Here is a 19,355-nt window from a genome sequence, read left to right on the forward strand (position 1 = left end):
ACCCGCTGAATCACCGAAAGGAATTGCTGCCTGCGGGCCAGACAGACGAGTTGCCATAATTGTCGAGATTGATCCCGCGACACTGTGCCGCATCACAATCTGACAAGATCTGCGCCATAATTGACAAAAGGTTATGGCAGCACATTTTAACCTGACCAACTTTGACAACGTAACGCATTGAAAAAAAAGAGTAATACAAGCTTAACCGACGTGGCACAGCATATGCCTAATAAAACGTATTACTCATTCAGAGTATCCTGACCCTGCACCCGACGCACGCTCTTTTCGCTTCGGCCTGGCAGCCAAATCAACCTAAGGTATTGTAACTATGGTTTCTGAAACAGTTGTCGAACTATCGCGCTGGCAATTTGCGCTGACAGCGATGTATCACTTCCTGTTCGTGCCCCTGACGCTGGGGCTTTCCTTTATGCTGGCGATCATGGAGTCGGTCTATGTCATGACCGGCAAGCAAGTCTACAGGGATATGACCCGTTTCTGGGGCAAATTGTTTGGCATCAACTTTGCGCTGGGCGTTACCACCGGACTGACCATGGAGTTTCAGTTCGGTACTAACTGGGCCTATTACTCACACTATGTCGGCGATATCTTCGGCGCCCCGCTGGCTATTGAAGGGCTGATGGCATTCTTCCTCGAATCAACTTTTGTTGGCTTGTTCTTCTTTGGCTGGGAACGGCTGTCAAAAGTTCAGCACCTGGCGGTCACCTGGCTGGTCGCCATCGGCTCCAACTTCTCAGCACTGTGGATTCTGATCGCCAATGGCTGGATGCAGAACCCGGTTGGCGCTTACTTTAATTTCGAGACCATGCGCATGGAGATGAACAGCTTTGCCGATGTCATCTTTAACCCGGTTGCCCAGGTTAAGTTTGTCCACACCGTTTCCGCAGGCTACGTCACCGGCGCCATGTTCGTGCTCTCTATCAGCGCCTTCTATCTGTTGCGTAACCGGGATGTCGGCTTCGCCCGTCGCTCCTTTGCGATAGCTTCAGCGTTCGGCCTGGCATCGATCCTTTCGGTAATTTTGCTGGGCGATGAAAGTGGCTATGAGATTGGCGAGGTGCAGAAGGTCAAGCTGGCCGCCATTGAAGCGGAATGGGATACCCATCCGGCTCCGGCCCCCTTTACTCTGGTGGGCCTGCCGAATCAGGAACAGCAGACCACGGACTACGCCGTGCGAATTCCCTGGCTACTGGGCCTGATCGCCACCCGTTCAATCGATGAGGAGATAACCGGTATTAAGGATCACATTAGCGCCAATGAGGTGCGCATCCGCGGGGGTATGCAGGCCTATGATCTGCTGCAGAAACTGCGCAACGGCGAGGATACGCCAGCCAACCGGGAAGCCTTCAACGCCGTCAGCGATGATCTGGGCTACGGCCTGCTGCTGAAACGCTTTACCCCGAATGTCAGCGATGCCACCGAAGCACAGATCAAAATGGCGGCACTGGATTCCATTCCGAAGGTCGCGCCGATGTTCTGGTCCTTCCGCATTATGGTGGCAACCGGCGTGATAATGTTGTTTACCTTTGCCGCCGCGTTCTATTACACCGCCCGGCGCCGCGAATACAAAACCCGCTGGCTGCTTAAACTGGCAGTACTCTGCCTGCCGCTGCCATGGATTGCGGTAGAAACCGGCTGGTTTATTGCAGAATTTGGCCGACAGCCATGGGCCATCGGTGAGATTCTGCCGACCTATGTTGCCACCTCAACCCTCAGTGAAACCGATCTGTGGATGAGTATCGGCGGCTTTGCTGCCCTCTATAGCCTGTTCCTCTGTATCGAGGTTTTCCTGATGGTCAAATATGTACGCAAGGGGCCCAGCGCCCTGGAAACCGGCCGTTATCACTACGAAGATTCTGGAGTAACTCAGCATGTTTGATTATGAAACTCTGCGCCTGCTCTGGTGGCTGCTGGTAGGCGTTCTGCTGATCGGATTCGCCATCACCGACGGCTTTGACCTCGGGGTAGCGATGCTCCTCCCCCTGCTGGGAAAAACCGATACCGAACGCCGGGTGATGATCAATACCATCGGACCTCACTGGGATGGTAATCAGGTCTGGCTGATCACCGCCGGCGGTGCCATTTTCGCCGCCTGGCCACTGGTGTATGCCACCGCCTTCTCAGGTTTTTACTGGGCGATGCTACTGGTACTGTTTGCCCTGTTCTTCCGCCCTATTGGCTTTGAATACCGTAGCAAGATGCCCGGCCGCCGCTGGCGCAATAACTGGGATCTGGGACTCTGCCTGGGGTCATTTGTGCCTGCACTGGTGTTTGGTGTCGCATTCGGCAATCTGTTCCTCGGCGTACCCTTCAGTTTTGATGAACTCACCCGTTCGACCTATACCGGCTCGTTCTGGGCACTGCTTAACCCGTTCGCCATTGTCACTGGGCTGATCAGTGTGCTGATGATGGTACTGCAAGGGGCCGTGTGGTTACAGATGCGGGCAGGCGGAGCCATTCAGCAACGCAGTCGCAATACGGCCGGCATTACCGGTCTGCTGCTCAGTGCATTGCTGATCATTGCAGGCCTGTGGCTCTACACCAGCATTCCCGGTTATAGCATCAGCAGTTCCGTGATTGCCGATGCCGGCTCCAACCCACTGAGCAAAACCGTGATTCAGAGTGCAAACTGGTTTGGTAATTTTGCCCTCTATCCGCAACTATGGCTGCTGCCGCTGGCCGCCGTCGTTTTCCCCCTGCTAACCAGCCTGCTCGCCTGGGCCGGTCGCTATGGACTGGCGTTTTTAACCAGCAGTCTGGGTATCAGCAGCATTATTCTGCTGGCCGGTGTCACGCTGTTCCCGTTCGTGATGCCATCCTCGACCGATATGTCCAGCAGCCTGACCCTGTGGGATGCCACCTCCAGCAAACTGACACTGGAGATTATGCTGTGGGTTGCGATGGTTTTCGTACCGATCATTCTGCTCTACACCACCTGGTGTTACGTCAAGATGTGGCGCCGCATTGAGCCTGATTTTATCGAGCAGAACAATGTTTCTAACTATTAACCGCTTTAGAAGGCAACACTTAAGCGCCCCGCGCTTACGTAACTAAGGAGAATTGTATGTGGTATTTCGCCTGGATACTCGGCGTTCTTCTGGCCTGCAGCTTCGGCATTATCAATGCCATGTGGCTGGAAAACCAGATGGACGACTCTGAATAAAGAAACAACAGGGCGGGAAAAGCCGGGAATCACGGCTCCAGCTTGCGGTACAGGGTACGCAGGCTGCAACCGGCAATCTCAGCAACCCGCCCCTTATCAGCATAGGTCTGCATCAGCGTCTGCAGATACCGCTGTTCAACCTCATCCAGACTCAGTTCCTGTTCCGCCAGCTGCAGCAGGCCCTCTTTTTTCTGACCAGCCGCTGCAGAAACCGGGATCAGGTTCAGGCTGCGCCGAATGACATCCACGCCGATCAGGTCACTATGACGCAAGACTGCGGCCCGCTCGAGTATATTTTTCAGCTCCCGTATATTGCCCTTAAACGACTGCTGAGCCAGCAACTGCAACGCTTCATCGGTCAGTTTCAGGGGCGCCTTATCCTCAATCCGCAGCAGCATACTCTCCACCAGCAACGGCAGGTCCTGACGCCGTTCCGACAGCGAGGGCAGACGGATAGGAAAAGTGCTGATGCGGTGGAAAAGATCATCCCTGAACTCCCCCAGCTCAACCATCGCCGGCAGATCTTTATGGGTGGCGCAGATAAGCCGGAAGTCAGCCGCAATCGTTTTACTGTCGCCCACCGGACGGAAGGTTTTGGTTTCAATCAGTCGCAACAACTTGACCTGCAGATGCAGTGGTACATCACCCACCTCATCGAGAAACAGGGTCCCGCCGTGGGCCGACTGAACCAGGCCGGTACGGGAACTGATCGCACCGGTAAAAGCGCCTTTCATATGGCCAAACAGTTCACTTTCAAACAGGCTGTCCGTCAGACCGGAGCACTCAACTGTGACGAAAGGCTTACTGGCCCGGGAACTGGAGGCGTGCAGGGCCTGAGCGGCCAGCTCTTTACCCGCTCCGGAAGGCCCCATCAGCAAGACATTGATATCGGTTTTGCCCGCCCGCTGAATCAGATCGACCAACTCATTGAAGGCCCCGCTGCGACCAATCATCTTATTGGCGATCGGTTCTGCGCTGACTTCACGAATCGGATTCATCACCTCGATAAAGTAGGCGCGTTCCTCATCGTCGCTGATCGGAATGGTATCGATACCCACATGTTCTTTGCCCTGCGGGGTATTATGAATATGCAGTACGCTGGCCCGGTGACCGCTGTCACGGGCTTCCTGCATGGGGCAGGTTTCCCCTTCAAGATCGCAGGGCTGCTGATAACCATGGGAAAGAAAAAAACATTTCGCCGAGCTGCGACCGTTAAGGCCACCAAAACGGAAGTCGTAACTGCTGTTGGTGGCAACGACGTTATATTCGGCATCAATCAATACGGCGGGATTATGATAACTATCCAGAACATTGCGCATCGTTCTCAACCAGCTTATTTTGGTCATAGCTCAGACTCTATTCCGTCAGTTATGGCTCGATTATGCCAATAATGACAAGCCCCATGACACATTACCAGTTCATTACAGACAGAGGCCATCATTGATGAGCCAGATCAATATTGCAGCACTGCAACACTGTGCCAACGGCCAGCAACTGCTGCGCCAGGCGGGGAAAATAAGCCGCCGCGAGAATCACTGGCTGACCCTGGCCGGTATTCTGCAGACCGCGTCCACCATCGCCATCACCGGACTGATCGCTCTGCTGATCAACAATGCCGTCTATGAGGAGTCCGAAACAACCACCCTGCTGTGGCAACAACCCTCATGGTGGGGCTTACTGGCCGCCTTGCTGGTAGTACGCGCCCTGCTGCCGCTGTGGCAGACCCGCCTGGCTGACCGCGCCAGCATCAGAGTCCGTAATCAGTTGCGGGCTATCGTGCTTGAGCACTGTGCCACGCTGCAGCTCAGCTTAGAGCAGCAGTTCAGTCACGCAGAACTGAGCAACCTGTTAAGCGGAGAACTCGACAGCACCCGGGACTACTTCGCCGAGTTCTTACCCCAACAACGCCTGGCCATGCTGGCCCCGATGATGATCATCGTTGCCTGCCTGTGGAGTGGCTGGCTGGTTCCCCTGCTACTGGCGCTAACAGCCCCACTGGTTCCCCTGTTTATGATTATCGTCGGGCACAAGGCAGCCGCCGCCAGTCAACGCAACCTGACCGAGCTGACGCGGCTGGGCAACCTGCTGTCTGACCGGATCAAAGGAATCTCTGCGCTGCAACTGGCGGACAGCTGTGCCGCTGAACAACACACGCTGTTCCGCCAGTCGGAACAGTTTCGCCACTCCACCATGCAGGTATTGCGACTGGCGTTCCTGTCCGGAACCCTGCTGGAGTTTTTCAGTGCCATCAGTATCGCCATGGTGGCGGTATATCTGGGTCTGCACTATCTCGACAAATATCAACTGGGGATGTGGCAGGACCCGCTCACCCTGAGCCACGGCATCTTCCTGTTGATGCTGGCACCCGAGTTCTATCTGCCGTTACGCCGCCTGGGAGCGCTCTATCATGCCCGCGCCGATGCCAGCAGTGTTGCCGATCACCTGCTCAGACTGATACAGCTGAAACCGCCCTCTGTGCCAGCCGACACGGAGCAGTCGCGGCTACCAGAGAACACGGTGATTGAACAGATATCATTGCAGCAGCTGCACACCGGCTATGGTGAAACAGCGATCGGCAACCCCCATACGTTCACCCTGAAACGGGGCCAGACGGTGCTTCTAAAAGGCCCCTCCGGCGCAGGAAAAAGCACGCTGCTGGACACCCTGGCGGGACTGCAACCCGCCCTGAGTGGCGAAATATACCTTAACGGCAGCCGTGCCTGCGTCTATCACAACCGCAGCTGGCAGCATCGAATCGGCTATATGACTCAACAGCCGGAACTGCTGTTTGACAGCCTGCGCAATAATCTCTGTCTGGGACGTACGTTCACTGATACAGAGCTGTTTACCGCCCTGCAGCAAGCCCGTGCCGATACGCTGGTCGAGGAGCTACCCGGACAACTCGATTACCGGATCAGCGACTCCGGCGGGTTCCTCTCCGGGGGACAGGCACAGCGCATCGCCCTGGCCCGGGTGTTCCTGCACCGACCGGCGCTACTACTGCTTGATGAGCCCACCGCCAACCTCGATCAGGAAACCGCGAAGCAGTTTATGGAGAGCCTGAAACGGTTCACCGCGACGGGAGGCATCGTGCTGATCAGCAGCCACCGGGATGCCGAAGATCAGTTTGATCAGGTTATCGCCCTCGAAGCCTTGCCGGCCGGGGAGATTGATCATGCCTGAACTGGTAAAACGTTATTTTCAGCTGCTCTGGCAGCAACGGGGCATGGCCGCGCTGGGACTGCTGCTGGCAACCATCACGGCACTCGCGGGTATCGCTCTGCTGGCGGTATCCGGCTGGTTTATCAGCGCCACGGCGCTGGCGGGGCTTTCGCTGGTCGCCGCGCATGGGTTTAACTATTTTGCCCCGGGCGCGATTGTCAGGGGGCTGTCGATCGCCCGGACTTTTGGCCGTTATGGCGAAAGACTGGCGACCCATGAAGCCACCTTCCGGGTGATATCACACCTGCGCAGCGATATGTTTGGCACCCTCAGCAGACATAACTGGCAGGAGCAACCGCTTAACAGCCATGAGGCCAGCAGCCGCCTGCTGGAAGATATCCGTCATGCCGAGGCCCTCTATCTATCCGCACTGGTACCGGGCCTGGTGATGCTGCTCAGTGCGCTGCTCTATCTGGCGACGGTAATGCTGTTTCTGCCCCAGCTCACCCTGTGGTTGCTGTTGCCACTGCTCACCTGCGTACTGCTACTGCCAGCGCTCTATCTTCGCCGGGTCCTGCAGCCCCAGAACACCCTGCATCAGCAGCGCAGCCGACAGTGGAGCGACGCCCATTCGCTGTTCAGTAATCTGCGCACCCTGATCCTGTTTGACCGCTTATCACCACAGAGCGATAAGCTATGTCAGAGTGCCGCTATGGCGGACCAGACCGAACAGCGGGCCAGCAATGCCCGTCAGAGCGTTCAGGTACTCAATCAACTGGTTCAGGCGATGATGATCCTGCTGGTCTTGTGGCACGGCCTTGAGGGTCTGGCAACCGGGCAGCTCGAGGGGACGCTGGTGTTTATGCTGCTGCTACTGACGCTGGGACTGCAGGAGGTACTGACCACCGGCAGCAGCTCCCTGGCGGCCTTCGCACTGGGATACCGGGCACTGGAACGCATCAACCGGTTATGCCCGGCAGAACCGCAGCCCGATCGGCGGCAATTTCTCCATTCGGACAGCCCGGCGATCAGCATTGACATTGAGAACCTCTGCTATCGCTATCCCAGCCGTGAGGAAGCGACTATAGAGCACCTCAGCACTTCGCTTCAGGGAAAAAACTGGTACTGGCTGACCAATCCCAGCGGCCAAGGCAAAACCACGCTGTTGCAGCTGTTAGCGGGTCGGCTGCAAGCGCAGCAGGGCCGGATAGTCTTTTCCGCCACTGAGGCAAAACAGATTGGGATGATGCCGCAACAGATCAGCCTGCTGCAGGGCAGCCTGCGTTTCAACCTCTGCCTGCATCAGCAGTATAGCGATGCAGCACTATGGCAGGTGCTGAAAACTGTGGAGCTCGATCACTGGGCTACCGGACTGCCGGAACAACTGAACAGCTGGCTGGGCAAAGGTTCATACCTGCCATCCGGAGGGGAGCTGAAGCGACTGGGGCTGGCCAGGTTAATTCTGCAGGACCGGCAGGTATTGCTGCTGGATGAACCCACCGCAGGTATTGATTCCGCACGCAGCAAGCGGATTCTTAAGCGGCTGCGCCAGCAATGGTATAACCGTGTCGTTGTAATCAGCAGTCACGAGTCTGATCTGATGGCAGGCAACGATAGTGAGCTCAGGCTTTAGCTGTATTTTTTTCAGCCGCTATTCAAGCTGCCCCGCTTCAGGTTCAGCAACCGCGCCGCCGCAGATACATTGCCTCCTGCTGCTCCCGGGCGCTGTCAGCCTGCCTGCTGCTGGATCTGTAATGTCACTTACTGATTGACTGAAACAGTTAACTGAAACGCAGCATCATTTCCGAAGAACAAAAAAAAAGCCCGCTTTCGCGGGCTTTTTTAATCAGCAGTAAGGCAACAATTACTTGTTGGCTTTACGCTCTTTCTCTTCAGCGATAACTTTCTCTGCTACTGTTGCAGGACATGCCGCGTAGTGAGAGAACTCCATAGAGAACTGACCACGACCAGAAGTCATAGTACGCAGGTGTCCGATGTAACCGAACATCTCAGACAGAGGCACGTCAGCTTTAACTCGAACGCCTGAACCCGCAGCTTCCTGACCAGAGATCATGCCACGACGACGGTTAAGGTCACCAATAACATCACCTACGTGATCTTCAGGAGTGAACACGTCAACCTTCATGATCGGCTCCAGCAGCTGTGGACCCGCTTTAGGCATGGACTGACGGAAAGCGCCTTTTGCCGCGATTTCAAATGCAATCGCAGAGGAGTCAACCGCGTGGTAACCACCGTCGTACAGTTCAATCTCAACGTCCAGCACAGGGAAGCCCGCCAGCGGACCTGTATCCATCATGCTCTTGAAGCCCTTCTCGATCGCCGGGAAGAATTCCTTAGGTACGTTACCGCCCACTACGGTTGAAGAGAACGTGAAACCAGTGTTCTGCTCACCCGGCTTGATGCGGTAGTCAATCTTACCGTACTGACCTGAACCACCAGACTGTTTCTTGTGAGTGTAGCTGTCTTCCAGTGCCTGAGTGATTGTCTCACGGTAGGCAACCTGTGGCTGACCTACAACCAGTTCAACACCGTAAGTACGCTTCAGAATATCTACTTTGATATCCAGGTGAAGCTCACCCATACCTTTCAGGATAGTTTCGCCAGAGTCTTCATCGGTTTCAACAATGAAGGTTGGATCTTCTGCAACCATCTTACCGATAGCGATACCCATCTTCTCAGCACCACCTTTATCTTTAGGTGTTACTGCAATGGAGATTACTGGCTCAGGGAATACCATGGCTTCAAGCGTACATTCATGCTTAGGATCACACAGTGTGTGACCAGTCTGAACGTTCTTCATACCAACAATTGCGATGATGTCACCGGCCTGAGCAGAATCAAGTTCTTTACGCTCATCGGCTTCCATTTCACACATACGGCCAACACGCTCAGTTTTACCGGTGAACGAGTTAAGGATAGTATCGCCTTTCTTCAACTTACCAGAGTAAATACGAATAAAGGTCAGTGCACCGAAACGGTCATCCATGATTTTGAATGCCAGTGCGCGGAAAGGCTCATCAGTGGAAACAGTAGCAACCTGGCCAGTTGGCTCACCAAATTCATCCGTCAGATCCTGAGGGATAACGTCTGTTGGGCTTGGCAGGTAATCTACAACCGCATCCAGAATCAGCTGGATGCCTTTGTTCTTAAATGCAGAACCACAGTAAGTCGGGAAGAATGCCAGTTCACGGGTACCGGTACGGATACAACGCTTGATATCTTCCATAGAAGGCTCTTCACCGTCCATGTAAGCCATCATCAGGTCATCATCCTGTTCTACCGCCAGTTCGATCAACTGCTCACGGTACATCTCAGCATCTTCTACCATGTCGGCAGGGATGTCTTTGATTTCGTAGTTTTCTGGCAGGCCAGAATCATCCCACACGTACGCTTTGCGGGTAAGCAGGTCAACAACACCGACGAAGTCTTCTTCGCGACCAATAGGCAGAACCATGATGAGTGGCTTCGCAGCCAGTACATTTTCAACCTGATCGACAACCTTATGGAAGTCAGCGCCCATACGGTCCAGCTTGTTTACGAAGATAATACGGGAAACGCCCGACTCATCCGCATAACGCCAGTTAGTTTCTGATTGAGGTTCAACACCACCAGAACCACAGAATACGCCGATACCACCATCCAGTACTTTCAGGGAACGATATACTTCAACAGTGAAGTCAACGTGTCCTGGAGTATCGATGATGTTCATGCGGTGATCTTTCCAGAATGTGGTGATCGCCGCTGACTGGATAGTAATACCCCGCTCAGCTTCCTGCTCCATGAAGTCAGTAGTGGACTCACCATCGTGAACCTCACCGGTCTTATGGATTTTACCTGTCAGCTTCAGGATACGTTCGGTGGTGGTAGTTTTACCCGCGTCTACGTGGGCGAAAATACCGATGTTACGGTAGTGTGATAAGTCAGACATTTCTTCACTCGAATGTTAGGGGCGTAAAATGCGCGGCATTATACCGCATTCATTGGCATTTGTAGATATTTTAAGCAAAGAAAAATCCTTGCTCTGATATCCCCGCTCAGGGTTCATTTTCTGGCATCAGGATACGCTGATATCACATCAGTGTGTCAGATTCCGTATTCCTCAAAAATCTCTTTCAGACCCGGCTTACTCGCCAGCATCTCTTCCCGGTCCAACCCCTTGAGTTCATGGGGGAAAACCAGCCAGTCTGCCGATTTGTGCAGATAGTAATCCGGCTCCAGATCGGTTCTGTTATTGACTGGTTTGAACCAGGGTGTAGCAATCCGGATATCGTGAGGGGCATTCAGACGCGCTTTATCTTTCAGCGTATCGATTACCGCCTTGATACTCAGTCCGGTGTCAAACACATCGTCGACAATCAGCAGTGAATCTGAGTGGTTAACGTTGCGGATCAGGTAATCCAGTCCATGCACCCGTACCTCTTTATCCCGCGTACCGATACCGGTATAGGAAGATGTGCGGATAGCGATATGATCCGTCTGAACACCCAGATTATCCAGCAATTCCTGTACTGCGATACCCACCGGAGTGCCTCCCCGCCAGACACCGACAATAAAATCAGGACGAAAGCCGCTGTTAAATACTTCCAGGGCCAGCCTGAATGAATCTTCCAGCAGTTCCTGTGCGTTCAGATATACTTTGTCAGTCATCTCTATACCTCACTCACCGGTCGTTGATTATGCAGGCTTGTCGGCAAGGCTCGCTACTGTACGTATTCTGATCAGGTCGCGCAACTGTCGTCGCTGCTTTTATGGAAAATGCCCTGATGATTGAGAAAAACGTTATATGAAGGTAGCTCAGATCAGCTTTTTTGCCATGCTTTCCTGTACCGTTTGCCGACAAACCGCAAATAAAGAAGCGCCTCTCTCGAAGCGCACATCTCGATAGCCGCTTTGCTATTTAACGATTCCGCTCGCTACTTTAAACCGCCTCGCTCAAGCCAGGCCTGATAGATCGGTGTCGGCCACTGACTCTGGAAATAGCTGATCACCGCCTCAGTGTCTGCATCCGAAAGCGTATCGGCAAAACCGGGCATCGATCCGCCCACAGGCACTCCACCACGCTGTATCGAACGTTTCAGCCCTTTTAGCGGATGATGCCAGGCATGTGCTGTGCCATTCAGCGGAGGCGGTGGATATTTGCCATCCGCGCCGGGTTTATTCCAGCTGGAGGTTCCCTGAGCCGCCACGCCATGACATTCAGCGCAGTTATCAATAAACAGTCGCTGACCGCTATCCACCTGAGACTGGGTATACCATCGACCATCAACGGTCGGCTCGGTTTCACCACAGCCGCTCAGGAAAACAGCGCCAAGCAGCACAATCAAAAGCGGCTTCATCTCAATAACCCTCATAATGACTGAAACTGCTAATCCGCTTCTGACTGTCCATCGAATAAACGGTAAACGCATCCTTACGGGCACCCGCAGTGTCCATGCCAGGCCCGCCGGACGGCATCCCCGGGACCGCCAGTAACCGAATATCACTGTTCGTAGCCAGCAGGCGTTTGATATCCTGGGCCGGCACATGTCCCTCAATCACTTTGCCATTCACTTCGGCGGTATGACAGGAGGCGGCTTTGAGCGGCACTCCCAGACGCTGCTTATGAGCATTCACATCGTTCGCGACAATATCTTTAACGGTGAAGTGATGCGCTTTCAGATGGTCAATCCAGCCTTTGCAGCAGCCACAGGAAGCACTGCGGTACACGGTAATCTCATAGGACTGTGCGGTTTTGCCTTGCAGCCACACCGGATCAGCGGCATAGCCATTCAGTGACCAGCCCAGCAGGCCCGCCACTATCAGTATCAGTTTTCTCATCTTTAATTACTCCGGACTATCGTTATCGACAATCACGCCATTTAACTGGTCAAGAATCGGACATTCAGCGCCATCGTCACCGCGACATTCGCGGGCGGCGGTTTCAAGCATTGCCCGCATCTGCTGCAATGACTCAATCTGCTGATCAATCCGCTGAATCTGCTGTTCGGCTTTCTGTTTAACGCTGGCACTGGTGCGGGAGGGATCCTGAGACAGCTGCAACAGCTCGCGGCTCTCATCGAGAGAGAACCCCATATCCCGGGCCCTTTTAATAAAACGCAACGCATCCAGTTGCTGCTTACTGTAGACCCGGTAACCATTCGCTGAGCGCGCTGCCGGAGGAATCACAGCCTGCTGTTCGTAATAGCGAATCGTTTTACTGGTCAGTCCGGTGGCAGCTGCAGCCTGAGAAATATTCATAGTCATTTGTAGATATCGCTTAATTGATAGTCACACTGGCTATCGTTCAGATACTGGAATAACGTTTCAATATGTCAAACAGAAAGCACAACAAAGCGGGGAGGGTGATAAACCGGGGGCGCTATAGCCGAGTGATAAGCGGGAGGAACCCACTCAGGAATGACTACCACCGATGCAAAGCGCTGTAGACCTGTCGGCAAAATGAACACCGCCGCGGAAAGCTGCAGACAGCAACCAGACAGTTCCGCATCACAACACTCCGAATGATTCATATCGCAGTTGTTGATATCAACACGGCTAATATCAGAACCACTGCCATGGCAATCCATTTGCACAGCCGCAGGCGCCCTATCAGCAGAGATCGCCGGATTAATGACCATCACACTGAGCAGCAGGATTAACAGGGTTCGATACAACATCGGGGCAGACCAGATTCTCGTCTAAAATCAGTTTGGTGGAATACAGATTCGCCCGTTCTGAGAAAAAATGCAACTTTCTTGTCCACCAGCAGTTGACCTTACAGCAGCTGGAAGCTCTAACCTGCAGATAGAGAAATCTGTTATGAGAGAAGATCATGACTACCACACTGTTATTAGAAAATGTGACCTGCGCCGGTTGCGTTAAAAAGATTGAAAAAGGGATCAACACCCTGCCAGATGTCGAGCTGGCTTCGGTCGACTTTCCCCAACGAAGGCTCAATGTCGAGGGAAGCATTAGTGGCGACAGGCTGATCGAAGCATTGTCGGAGATTGGTTACCGCGGCCGTCTGGCCAGTAATGAAGCAGAGGACCGGGCGCAGCAGAAAGCTCAGCAGGCCGCGCAGTACCGGCAATATATCCGCAACACCCTGCTGGCTCTGGGTGTCGGTATACCGCTGATGGCTGCAGGAATGCTGATGGATGATATGAGCGTTCAAACCCCGCAGGATCAGATAATCTGGGGAGTCGTGGGTCTGCTGACACTGATGATTCTGCTGTTTCCCGGCCGTCACTTTTTCAGCGGAGCCTGGAACGCCCTGAAACACGGTTCAGCCAACATGGACAGCCTGATCGCCCTGGGTACCGGGGCCGCATGGCTTTTTTCCACTGCGGTGGTGGTGTTGCCAGAGGTATTACCTGAGGGCTCGCGGCACCTCTATTATGAAGCCAGCGCAATGATCATCGGTCTGGTGAATTTTGGTCTGGCGATGGAAATTCGCGCCCGCGGCAAGACCTCCGAGGCGGTCGAACGACTGCTCAACCTGCAGCCAAAGACCGCACGGGTGATGCGTAACGGGAAAGAGGTGGACCTGCCGCTGGAGCTGGTGCAAAGCGGCGATCTGCTGCGCATCCGACCCGGCGAACAGGTTCCGGTAGATGCCATCGTGGAGCAGGGCAACAGCCTGATCGATGAATCGATGCTCAGTGGTGAGCCTGTGCCGGTGAGTAAAATGGTAGGCGACACTGTCAGCGCAGGCACGCTGAACAAGTCCGGCGCACTGGTAGTCAAAGCGGAAAAGGTCGGCAGCGAGACCGCGCTGAGCCGGATCATCGAAATGGTCAAACAGGCGCAGGCCAGCAAACCGGAAATCTCGCGAATGGCCGATACGGTGGCGGGTATCTTTGTCCCGGTGGTCATCCTGTGCAGCATGGTGACCGCACTGATCTGGTATCTGGTCGGCCCGGAACCGCAGCTGGCTTATATGCTGGTCACCGCCATGACCGTACTGATTATCGCCTGCCCCTGTGCGCTGGGTCTTGCCACCCCGATGTCGGTGATGGTGGGCGTGGGTAAAGCCGCCGAATATGGCATCCTGATCCGCAACGGACAGGCGCTGCAAAGCGCCTCTCAGCTGGATATTCTGGTGCTGGATAAAACCGGCACTATTACCGAAGGAGCACCGGCGGTTACCGATCTTATCGGTGAGCATCCGCAGATGCTGCAACTGGCGGCCTCACTTGAAGCCGCCTCAGAACATCCGCTGGCTGAAGCGATTGTCGGCTTTGCCCGGGAGCAGAATGTCAGCCTCCTGGCTGTGGAAAACTTTCAGGCCCATAGCGGACGCGGCGCCACAGGGCGGGTGGACGGTATCGCCGTGACTATCGGTAACCGCGCATGGATGTCAGATCAGTGTATCGACGCCAGCGCTTTCGAGTCTCAAGCCAGGGAACTGGCTGAACAGGCCAAGACCCCGGTCTATATCGCATTGAATGACCAGGTTGCCGGTATACTCGCCATTGCCGACCCTGTCAGAGCGGACTCAGTCGCAGCGATTGAGCGACTCAAACAGATGGGTATAGGCGTGGTAATGATTACCGGCGATAACCCGCATACTGCGGCGGCAGTGGCCCGACAGGTGGCTGTGGATAACTTTATTGCCAGCGTAATGCCGGAAGATAAAGCCAGGGAAATTGTTAAGCTGCAACAGGCAGGTAACCGCGTGGCCATGTGCGGTGACGGTATCAACGATGCTCCGGCACTGGCCCGGGCAGATGTCGGCTTTGCCATCGGTAATGGTACCGATGTAGCGATCGAAAGCGCCGATATGGTGCTGATTCGTAACAGCCTGCATTCAGTTGCCGATGCCATTGAACTGTCGCGGGCAACCCTGAGCAATATCCGCCAGAACCTGTTTGGCGCCTTTATTTACAATACCCTGGGGATTCCGGTAGCGGCCGGCATACTGTTTCCACTCACCGGCCTGCTGCTGAGCCCGGTCATTGCCGGCGCCGCCATGGCATTTTCATCGGTCACCGTGGTCAGCAATGCTAACCGGCTACGACTGTTTAAACCCTCTTCAGCCAGATAAGCAGGGAGAGAAGATAGGCCGCCAGAACAATCAGGCCGGTAACACAGGCTCTGGCGGCCGCTATTCAGATCATATACCACACCGCCAACAAGCCTGTTCCACTCAGCATAATCGTGTAGGGCAGGGCCATGATCACCATGCGCATATAGGATAAGCGGATCAGCGGTGCGATGGCGGAGGTCAGCAGAAACAGGAAGGCAGCCTGACCATTAGGTGTTGCTACGCTGGGCAGGTTGGTCCCGGTATTGATAGCGACCGCCAGTGCATCAAAATGCTCACGACTGATCCGCCCGGCATCAAACGCGCTGGCAACCTCATTGATATACACGGTGGCGACAAAAACATTATCACTGATCGCCGACAACAGGCCGTTGGCAATAAAGAACATCACCGGCTGATTACGAAGATCCTGCTCCAGCACCGCCTCAATCAGCGGCGTAAACAGTTGCTGGTCATGAATCACCGAGACGATAGTGAAAAAAACTACCAGCAATGCCGTAAAGGGCAACGCCTCTTCAAACGCCCGGCCAATCCGATGCTCCTCAGTCACACCATTCAGACTGGTCAGCAGAATGATCACCGTCAGACCGATAACGCCGGCTTCCGCCAGGTGAAATGCCAGCGCCAGCATAAGAAACAGAGCCACGGCGAACTGAATATACAGTTCGGACTTTTCCTTCATGCCCCAGCTGGCCTGCTCCTCCTGATCAAACTCTCTGAGTATTTCAAATACCGGTTCAGGAATCCGGGCGCCATAGCCAAACCAGCCGGTCTTCTCCAGAACCACCGTGGTTAAGAGGCCGCAGGCCAGCACCGGCATTGATACCGGAGCGACATGGGTAAAGAACGCCATAAAGTGCCAGCCCATTTTCTCACCGATAAGCAGGTTTTGCGGCTCACCCACCAGCGTACAGACCCCACCCAGCGCAGTCCCGACAGCACCATGCATCAGCAAACTCCGCAGAAACGCCCGGAACTCATCCAGCTCCAGCCGGTGATCGTCATGCAAATTATCATCGTTGGAGTGATCGTGATCCATGCCCGGGTGGCTGCCGGACACGACCCGGTGATAGATCGCATAAAAACCGACAGCCGAGCTGATCAGCACCGCAGTCACCGTCAATGCATCAAGAAATGCAGACATCAGCGCCCCCAACAGGGTAAACAACAGGGAAAGCCCGGTCTTATTACGCACATTCAGCAGCAGCTTAGTGAAGACGAACAGCAGCATCCCTTTCATAAAATAGATACCGGCAACCATAAACATCAACAACAGAATGACCGGCAAATTCGCCGCAATCTCATCGTAAACATGACCCGGCTCCGACAGATGGATAATCACCGCCTCCATTGCCAGCAGCCCCCCGGGCTGCAGTGGATAACATTTCAACGCCATCGCCAGGGTAAAGATGAATTCAAAAATCAGCAGCCAGCCGCACATCACCGGGCCTAAAAGCAGATTACACAGAGGATTAACGATCAGAAAAAAAAGTATTAACTGCTTGTACCAGTTCGGAGATTGACCCAAAAAGTTACTGTAAACAGCCTGCATAAATGGACGAAAATTGGTCATTGATCCATACCGGAAAGAGAGATATCAGTGCTTTTGTTAAAGAAGCCTCACTTTAATTTATGCAGCCACTTTAAACCAATACTTCAGCTAACCACTATGACAGAAAACAGCGGTAAGCTCAGATAAATTAATTACCTGAATCCCCCTCCAATTAGCCAAAAGCTATCAATTAATTAAAATTAATTAATTTTATTAACCATCCATGCTTTGGCATTATCTCTCTATCGAATCACCACTACTTTTCAGGAATAAAATCATGCTCAGCAATCAAGAAGGTCAGAAAATCCCGCAGGTCACCTTTCACACTCAGCAGAACAACCGGTGGATAGATGTCACCACTGAGGAACTGTTCGCGGGCAAGAAAGTCATTGTTTTTGCGCTGCCAGGTGCTTTCACGCCGACCTGCTCAACCACTCACCTGCCACGTTATAACGAGCTGGCACCGGTCTTTGCAAAAGAGGGCGTTGACAGCATCATCTGCCTTTCTGTTAACGATACCTTTGTGATGAATGCATGGCAGGGCGATCAGGGCGCTGAAAATATTACCTTTATTCCTGACGGCAATGGCGAATTCACCGCAGGCATGGATATGCTGGTCGATAAGGACGCACTGGGATTTGGCAAACGCAGCTGGCGCTACTCTATGCTGGTGGTTGATGGCGTCATTGAAAAACAGTTTATCGAACCCGACCTGCCGGGCGACCCGTTCACCGTCTCCGATGCAGATACCATGCTCAATTACATCAACCCGACAGCAGAGCAGCCAAAGCGTGTCAGTATACTGACCAAACCGGGCTGCCCACACTGTATCCGGGCGAAGAAACTGCTGCAAGAGAAGGGCTTCAGCTACGAAGAGGTCGAACTGGGCAGCCACGGTCTGAGCTACAGCTCGCTGGCAGCAATCAGCGGCCAGGGCACGACGCCTCAGGTGTTTATTGATGGACAGCGCATCGGCGGCGCAGACGACTTAGAACACTACTTCGCTTAACTAGCCTACGGGAGCCCGCAACAACCGGCTCCCGTTTCATTTACAGAGCATAAACGCAAACCTTATTGCGAATCATTCTTGTTTGTATTACGATCTCCTGAATTCTATCGACAGGAGCCCCTCTTATGCGCGTCAAATCAATTGTTTCTACAGCCGTGTTAGCTGCCACCTTCAGCTGTTCCACGACTTTTGCCGCGACACCGGCGACATCAGATATCATCACCACCTATGCCGATATCGCCCTGGCTACCTATGAGGACGCCCTGACCGGGGCCAAAGACCTGCAAGGTAGCATTGATGCGCTGCTGCAAACCCCCGACGCTCAGACACTTGAGCAGGCCCGTTCCGCCTGGATTACAGCACGGGTTCCCTACCAGCAATCCGAGGCATTCCGGTTTGGTAACCCCATCGTGGATGACTGGGAGGGCCGGGTAAATTCATGGCCGCTGGATGAGGGACTGATCGATTATGTTGACAGTGGCCACTACGGCTCAGAGTCAGACGAAAATACCCAGTACCGCGCCAATATCATTGCCAATACCACTTTGCGGGTCGGCGGAACCCAGATTGATGCGAGCAGTATCACCCCGGAACTGCTGTCCGGCACCCTGCATGAGATCGATGGTATAGAGGCCAACGTTGCCACCGGCTATCACGCCATAGAATTTCTTCTGTGGGGTCAGGATCTGAATGGCACCTCTCCCGGTGCAGGTAACCGTCCGGCATCCGACTACAGTCTGGAAAACTGTACCGGGGGCCACTGTGACCGGCGCCGGGACTACCTGCAGGCGGCGACTCAGTTGCTGATCACAGACCTGCAGGAGATGGTGGATAACTGGAAAGAGCAGGGCGCTGCACGCCAGCAACTGCTGGAACAGGATGATACCACCGCCATCGGCACTATCCTGACGGGAATAGGCAGCCTGGCCTACGGCGAGCTGGCGGGCGAGCGAACCAAACTGGGGCTGATGCTGCATGACCCGGAAGAGGAACATGACTGCTTCTCCGATAATACCCACTGGTCTCATTACTACGACGCCAGGGGAATCCGTAATGTGTATCAAGGGTCCTATACCCGTATCGACGGTTCCACCATTTCCGGACCCAGCCTGTCAGCCTATGTTGCCGTTCAGGCACCGACAGCCGATCAGAATATGCTGAATAAACTTCAAGCGACAGAAGACGCGGCCCAGGCGATGGTGGATAGTGCCGCCAAGGGTGACACCTTTGATGTACTGATCGCTCAAGGCAACACCTCTGGCAATCAGGTAGTGCAGGATTTTGTTGATGCGCTGACAGACGAGACCCGCGCCATTGAAAATATTATCGCGCTGCTGCATCTGGACGAAATACAGCTGGAAGGCTCCGACAGCCTGGATAACCCGGCTCAGGTTCTGGAGTAAGG

At 54.1% G+C, this 19,355-nt stretch carries 16 protein-coding genes; 8 read left to right on the plus strand and 8 right to left on the minus strand.

Annotated features, from left to right (window positions below):
* Positions 1-328 precede the first annotated feature (328 nt).
* From KDX31_18745 to cydX, 3 genes are read left to right on the plus strand one after another with little or no spacing between them, the layout of a single operon-like run.
* Complete coding sequence (locus KDX31_18745; GenBank protein UTW03325.1) at positions 329-1,897, plus strand: cytochrome ubiquinol oxidase subunit I; 1,569 nt, start codon at positions 329-331, stop codon at positions 1,895-1,897.
* Positions 1,890-3,026, plus strand: coding sequence for a cytochrome d ubiquinol oxidase subunit II (gene cydB / locus KDX31_18750; protein ID UTW03326.1), 1,137 nt, complete (start codon positions 1,890-1,892; stop codon positions 3,024-3,026). The genes KDX31_18745 and cydB overlap by 8 nt, the downstream gene beginning before the upstream one ends.
* 56 nt (positions 3,027-3,082) lie before the next feature.
* Positions 3,083-3,181: a cytochrome bd-I oxidase subunit CydX gene (gene cydX, locus KDX31_18755; GenBank protein UTW03327.1), complete on the plus strand. Its 99-nt coding sequence runs from the start codon at positions 3,083-3,085 to the stop codon at positions 3,179-3,181.
* Between the two features lie 29 nt (positions 3,182-3,210).
* On the opposite strand, the gene KDX31_18760 is transcribed toward cydX, so the two are convergent.
* Positions 3,211-4,527 carry a sigma-54-dependent Fis family transcriptional regulator gene (locus KDX31_18760; protein ID UTW03328.1) on the minus strand — a complete coding sequence of 439 codons (1,317 nt, stop codon included), beginning with the start codon at positions 4,525-4,527 and terminating at the stop codon, positions 3,211-3,213.
* Positions 4,528-4,624: 97 nt separating this feature from the next.
* Between KDX31_18760 and cydD the strand changes: the two genes are divergently transcribed.
* Together cydD and KDX31_18770 are read left to right on the plus strand one after the other, a co-directional pair.
* Positions 4,625-6,364: a thiol reductant ABC exporter subunit CydD gene (gene cydD, locus KDX31_18765; GenBank protein ID UTW03329.1), complete on the plus strand. Its 1,740-nt coding sequence runs from the start codon at positions 4,625-4,627 to the stop codon at positions 6,362-6,364.
* The gene (locus KDX31_18770) at positions 6,357-7,976 is read left to right on the plus strand and encodes an ATP-binding cassette domain-containing protein (GenBank protein UTW03330.1); all 1,620 of its coding nucleotides are present in this window, start codon (positions 6,357-6,359) and stop codon (positions 7,974-7,976) included. The genes cydD and KDX31_18770 overlap by 8 nt, the downstream gene beginning before the upstream one ends.
* A gap of 231 nt (positions 7,977-8,207) precedes the next feature.
* On the opposite strand, the gene KDX31_18775 is transcribed toward KDX31_18770, so the two are convergent.
* The 6 genes from KDX31_18775 to KDX31_18800 form a co-directional block, all read right to left on the minus strand.
* The gene (locus KDX31_18775; protein ID UTW03331.1) at positions 8,208-10,292 is read right to left on the minus strand and encodes an elongation factor G; all 2,085 of its coding nucleotides are present in this window, start codon (positions 10,290-10,292) and stop codon (positions 8,208-8,210) included.
* A gap of 155 nt (positions 10,293-10,447) precedes the next feature.
* Entirely contained in the window at positions 10,448-11,011 is a 564-nt protein-coding gene (locus KDX31_18780) for a hypoxanthine phosphoribosyltransferase (GenBank protein UTW03332.1), read from the minus strand.
* Positions 11,012-11,277: 266 nt separating this feature from the next.
* Positions 11,278-11,715 carry a cytochrome c gene (locus tag KDX31_18785; protein ID UTW03333.1) on the minus strand — a complete coding sequence of 146 codons (438 nt, stop codon included), beginning with the start codon at positions 11,713-11,715 and terminating at the stop codon, positions 11,278-11,280.
* Entirely contained in the window at positions 11,702-12,181 is a 480-nt protein-coding gene (locus tag KDX31_18790) for a DUF411 domain-containing protein (protein UTW03334.1), read from the minus strand. The genes KDX31_18785 and KDX31_18790 overlap by 14 nt, the downstream gene beginning before the upstream one ends.
* 6 nt (positions 12,182-12,187) lie before the next feature.
* Positions 12,188-12,601: a Cu(I)-responsive transcriptional regulator gene (gene cueR / locus KDX31_18795; GenBank protein UTW05455.1), complete on the minus strand. Its 414-nt coding sequence runs from the start codon at positions 12,599-12,601 to the stop codon at positions 12,188-12,190.
* 74 nt (positions 12,602-12,675) lie between these two features.
* On the minus strand, positions 12,676-13,020 hold the full coding sequence (locus tag KDX31_18800) for a hypothetical protein (GenBank protein UTW03335.1): 345 nt from the start codon (positions 13,018-13,020) through the stop codon (positions 12,676-12,678).
* Positions 13,021-13,175: 155 nt separating this feature from the next.
* Between KDX31_18800 and KDX31_18805 the strand changes: the two genes are divergently transcribed.
* Positions 13,176-15,389, plus strand: a complete 2,214-nt coding sequence (locus KDX31_18805; GenBank protein ID UTW03336.1) for a copper-translocating P-type ATPase — start codon at positions 13,176-13,178, stop codon at positions 15,387-15,389.
* A 64-nt stretch (positions 15,390-15,453) separates the two neighbouring features.
* Here KDX31_18805 and nhaB read toward each other — a convergent pair whose 3' ends face one another.
* A complete protein-coding gene (nhaB, locus tag KDX31_18810) occupies positions 15,454-16,962 on the minus strand; it encodes a sodium/proton antiporter NhaB (GenBank protein ID UTW03337.1) in 1,509 nt (502 codons plus the stop codon).
* Positions 16,963-17,218: 256 nt separating this feature from the next.
* Here nhaB and KDX31_18815 point away from each other — a divergent pair, with 256 nt between their 5' ends.
* Both KDX31_18815 and KDX31_18820 read left to right on the plus strand, forming a co-directional pair.
* Positions 17,219-17,950 (plus strand): glutathione peroxidase, encoded by a 732-nt coding sequence (locus KDX31_18815; GenBank protein UTW03338.1) that lies wholly within the window; start codon positions 17,219-17,221, stop codon positions 17,948-17,950.
* 125 nt (positions 17,951-18,075) lie between these two features.
* Positions 18,076-19,353 carry a peptidase gene (locus KDX31_18820; GenBank protein ID UTW03339.1) on the plus strand — a complete coding sequence of 426 codons (1,278 nt, stop codon included), beginning with the start codon at positions 18,076-18,078 and terminating at the stop codon, positions 19,351-19,353.
* The last annotated feature ends 2 nt before the right edge of the window (positions 19,354-19,355 follow it).

This window comes from Amphritea atlantica, from assembly GCA_024397875.1.
Classification (GTDB): domain Bacteria; phylum Pseudomonadota; class Gammaproteobacteria; order Pseudomonadales; family Balneatricaceae; genus Amphritea; species Amphritea atlantica_B.

Bases quoted from the DNA above. Each gene is read 5' to 3' on its own strand.
- cydB (UTW03326.1), top strand. From the start codon at position 1,890: ATGTTTGATTATGAAACTCTGCGCCTGCTCTGGTGGCTGCTGGTAGGC.
- KDX31_18760 (UTW03328.1), bottom strand. From the start codon at position 4,527: ATGACCAAAATAAGCTGGTTGAGAACGATGCGCAATGTTCTGGATAGT.
- KDX31_18745 (UTW03325.1), top strand. From the start codon at position 329: ATGGTTTCTGAAACAGTTGTCGAACTATCGCGCTGGCAATTTGCGCTG.
- cueR (UTW05455.1), bottom strand. From the start codon at position 12,601: ATGAATATTTCTCAGGCTGCAGCTGCCACCGGACTGACCAGTAAAACG.
- cydX (UTW03327.1), top strand. From the start codon at position 3,083: ATGTGGTATTTCGCCTGGATACTCGGCGTTCTTCTGGCCTGCAGCTTC.
- KDX31_18780 (UTW03332.1), bottom strand. From the start codon at position 11,011: ATGACTGACAAAGTATATCTGAACGCACAGGAACTGCTGGAAGATTCA.
- KDX31_18815 (UTW03338.1), top strand. From the start codon at position 17,219: ATGCTCAGCAATCAAGAAGGTCAGAAAATCCCGCAGGTCACCTTTCAC.
- KDX31_18790 (UTW03334.1), bottom strand. From the start codon at position 12,181: ATGAGAAAACTGATACTGATAGTGGCGGGCCTGCTGGGCTGGTCACTG.
- KDX31_18775 (UTW03331.1), bottom strand. From the start codon at position 10,292: ATGTCTGACTTATCACACTACCGTAACATCGGTATTTTCGCCCACGTA.
- KDX31_18800 (UTW03335.1), bottom strand. From the start codon at position 13,020: ATGTTGTATCGAACCCTGTTAATCCTGCTGCTCAGTGTGATGGTCATT.
- KDX31_18820 (UTW03339.1), top strand. From the start codon at position 18,076: ATGCGCGTCAAATCAATTGTTTCTACAGCCGTGTTAGCTGCCACCTTC.
- cydD (UTW03329.1), top strand. From the start codon at position 4,625: ATGAGCCAGATCAATATTGCAGCACTGCAACACTGTGCCAACGGCCAG.
- KDX31_18770 (UTW03330.1), top strand. From the start codon at position 6,357: ATGCCTGAACTGGTAAAACGTTATTTTCAGCTGCTCTGGCAGCAACGG.
- nhaB (UTW03337.1), bottom strand. From the start codon at position 16,962: ATGACCAATTTTCGTCCATTTATGCAGGCTGTTTACAGTAACTTTTTG.
- KDX31_18805 (UTW03336.1), top strand. From the start codon at position 13,176: ATGACTACCACACTGTTATTAGAAAATGTGACCTGCGCCGGTTGCGTT.
- KDX31_18785 (UTW03333.1), bottom strand. From the start codon at position 11,715: ATGAGGGTTATTGAGATGAAGCCGCTTTTGATTGTGCTGCTTGGCGCT.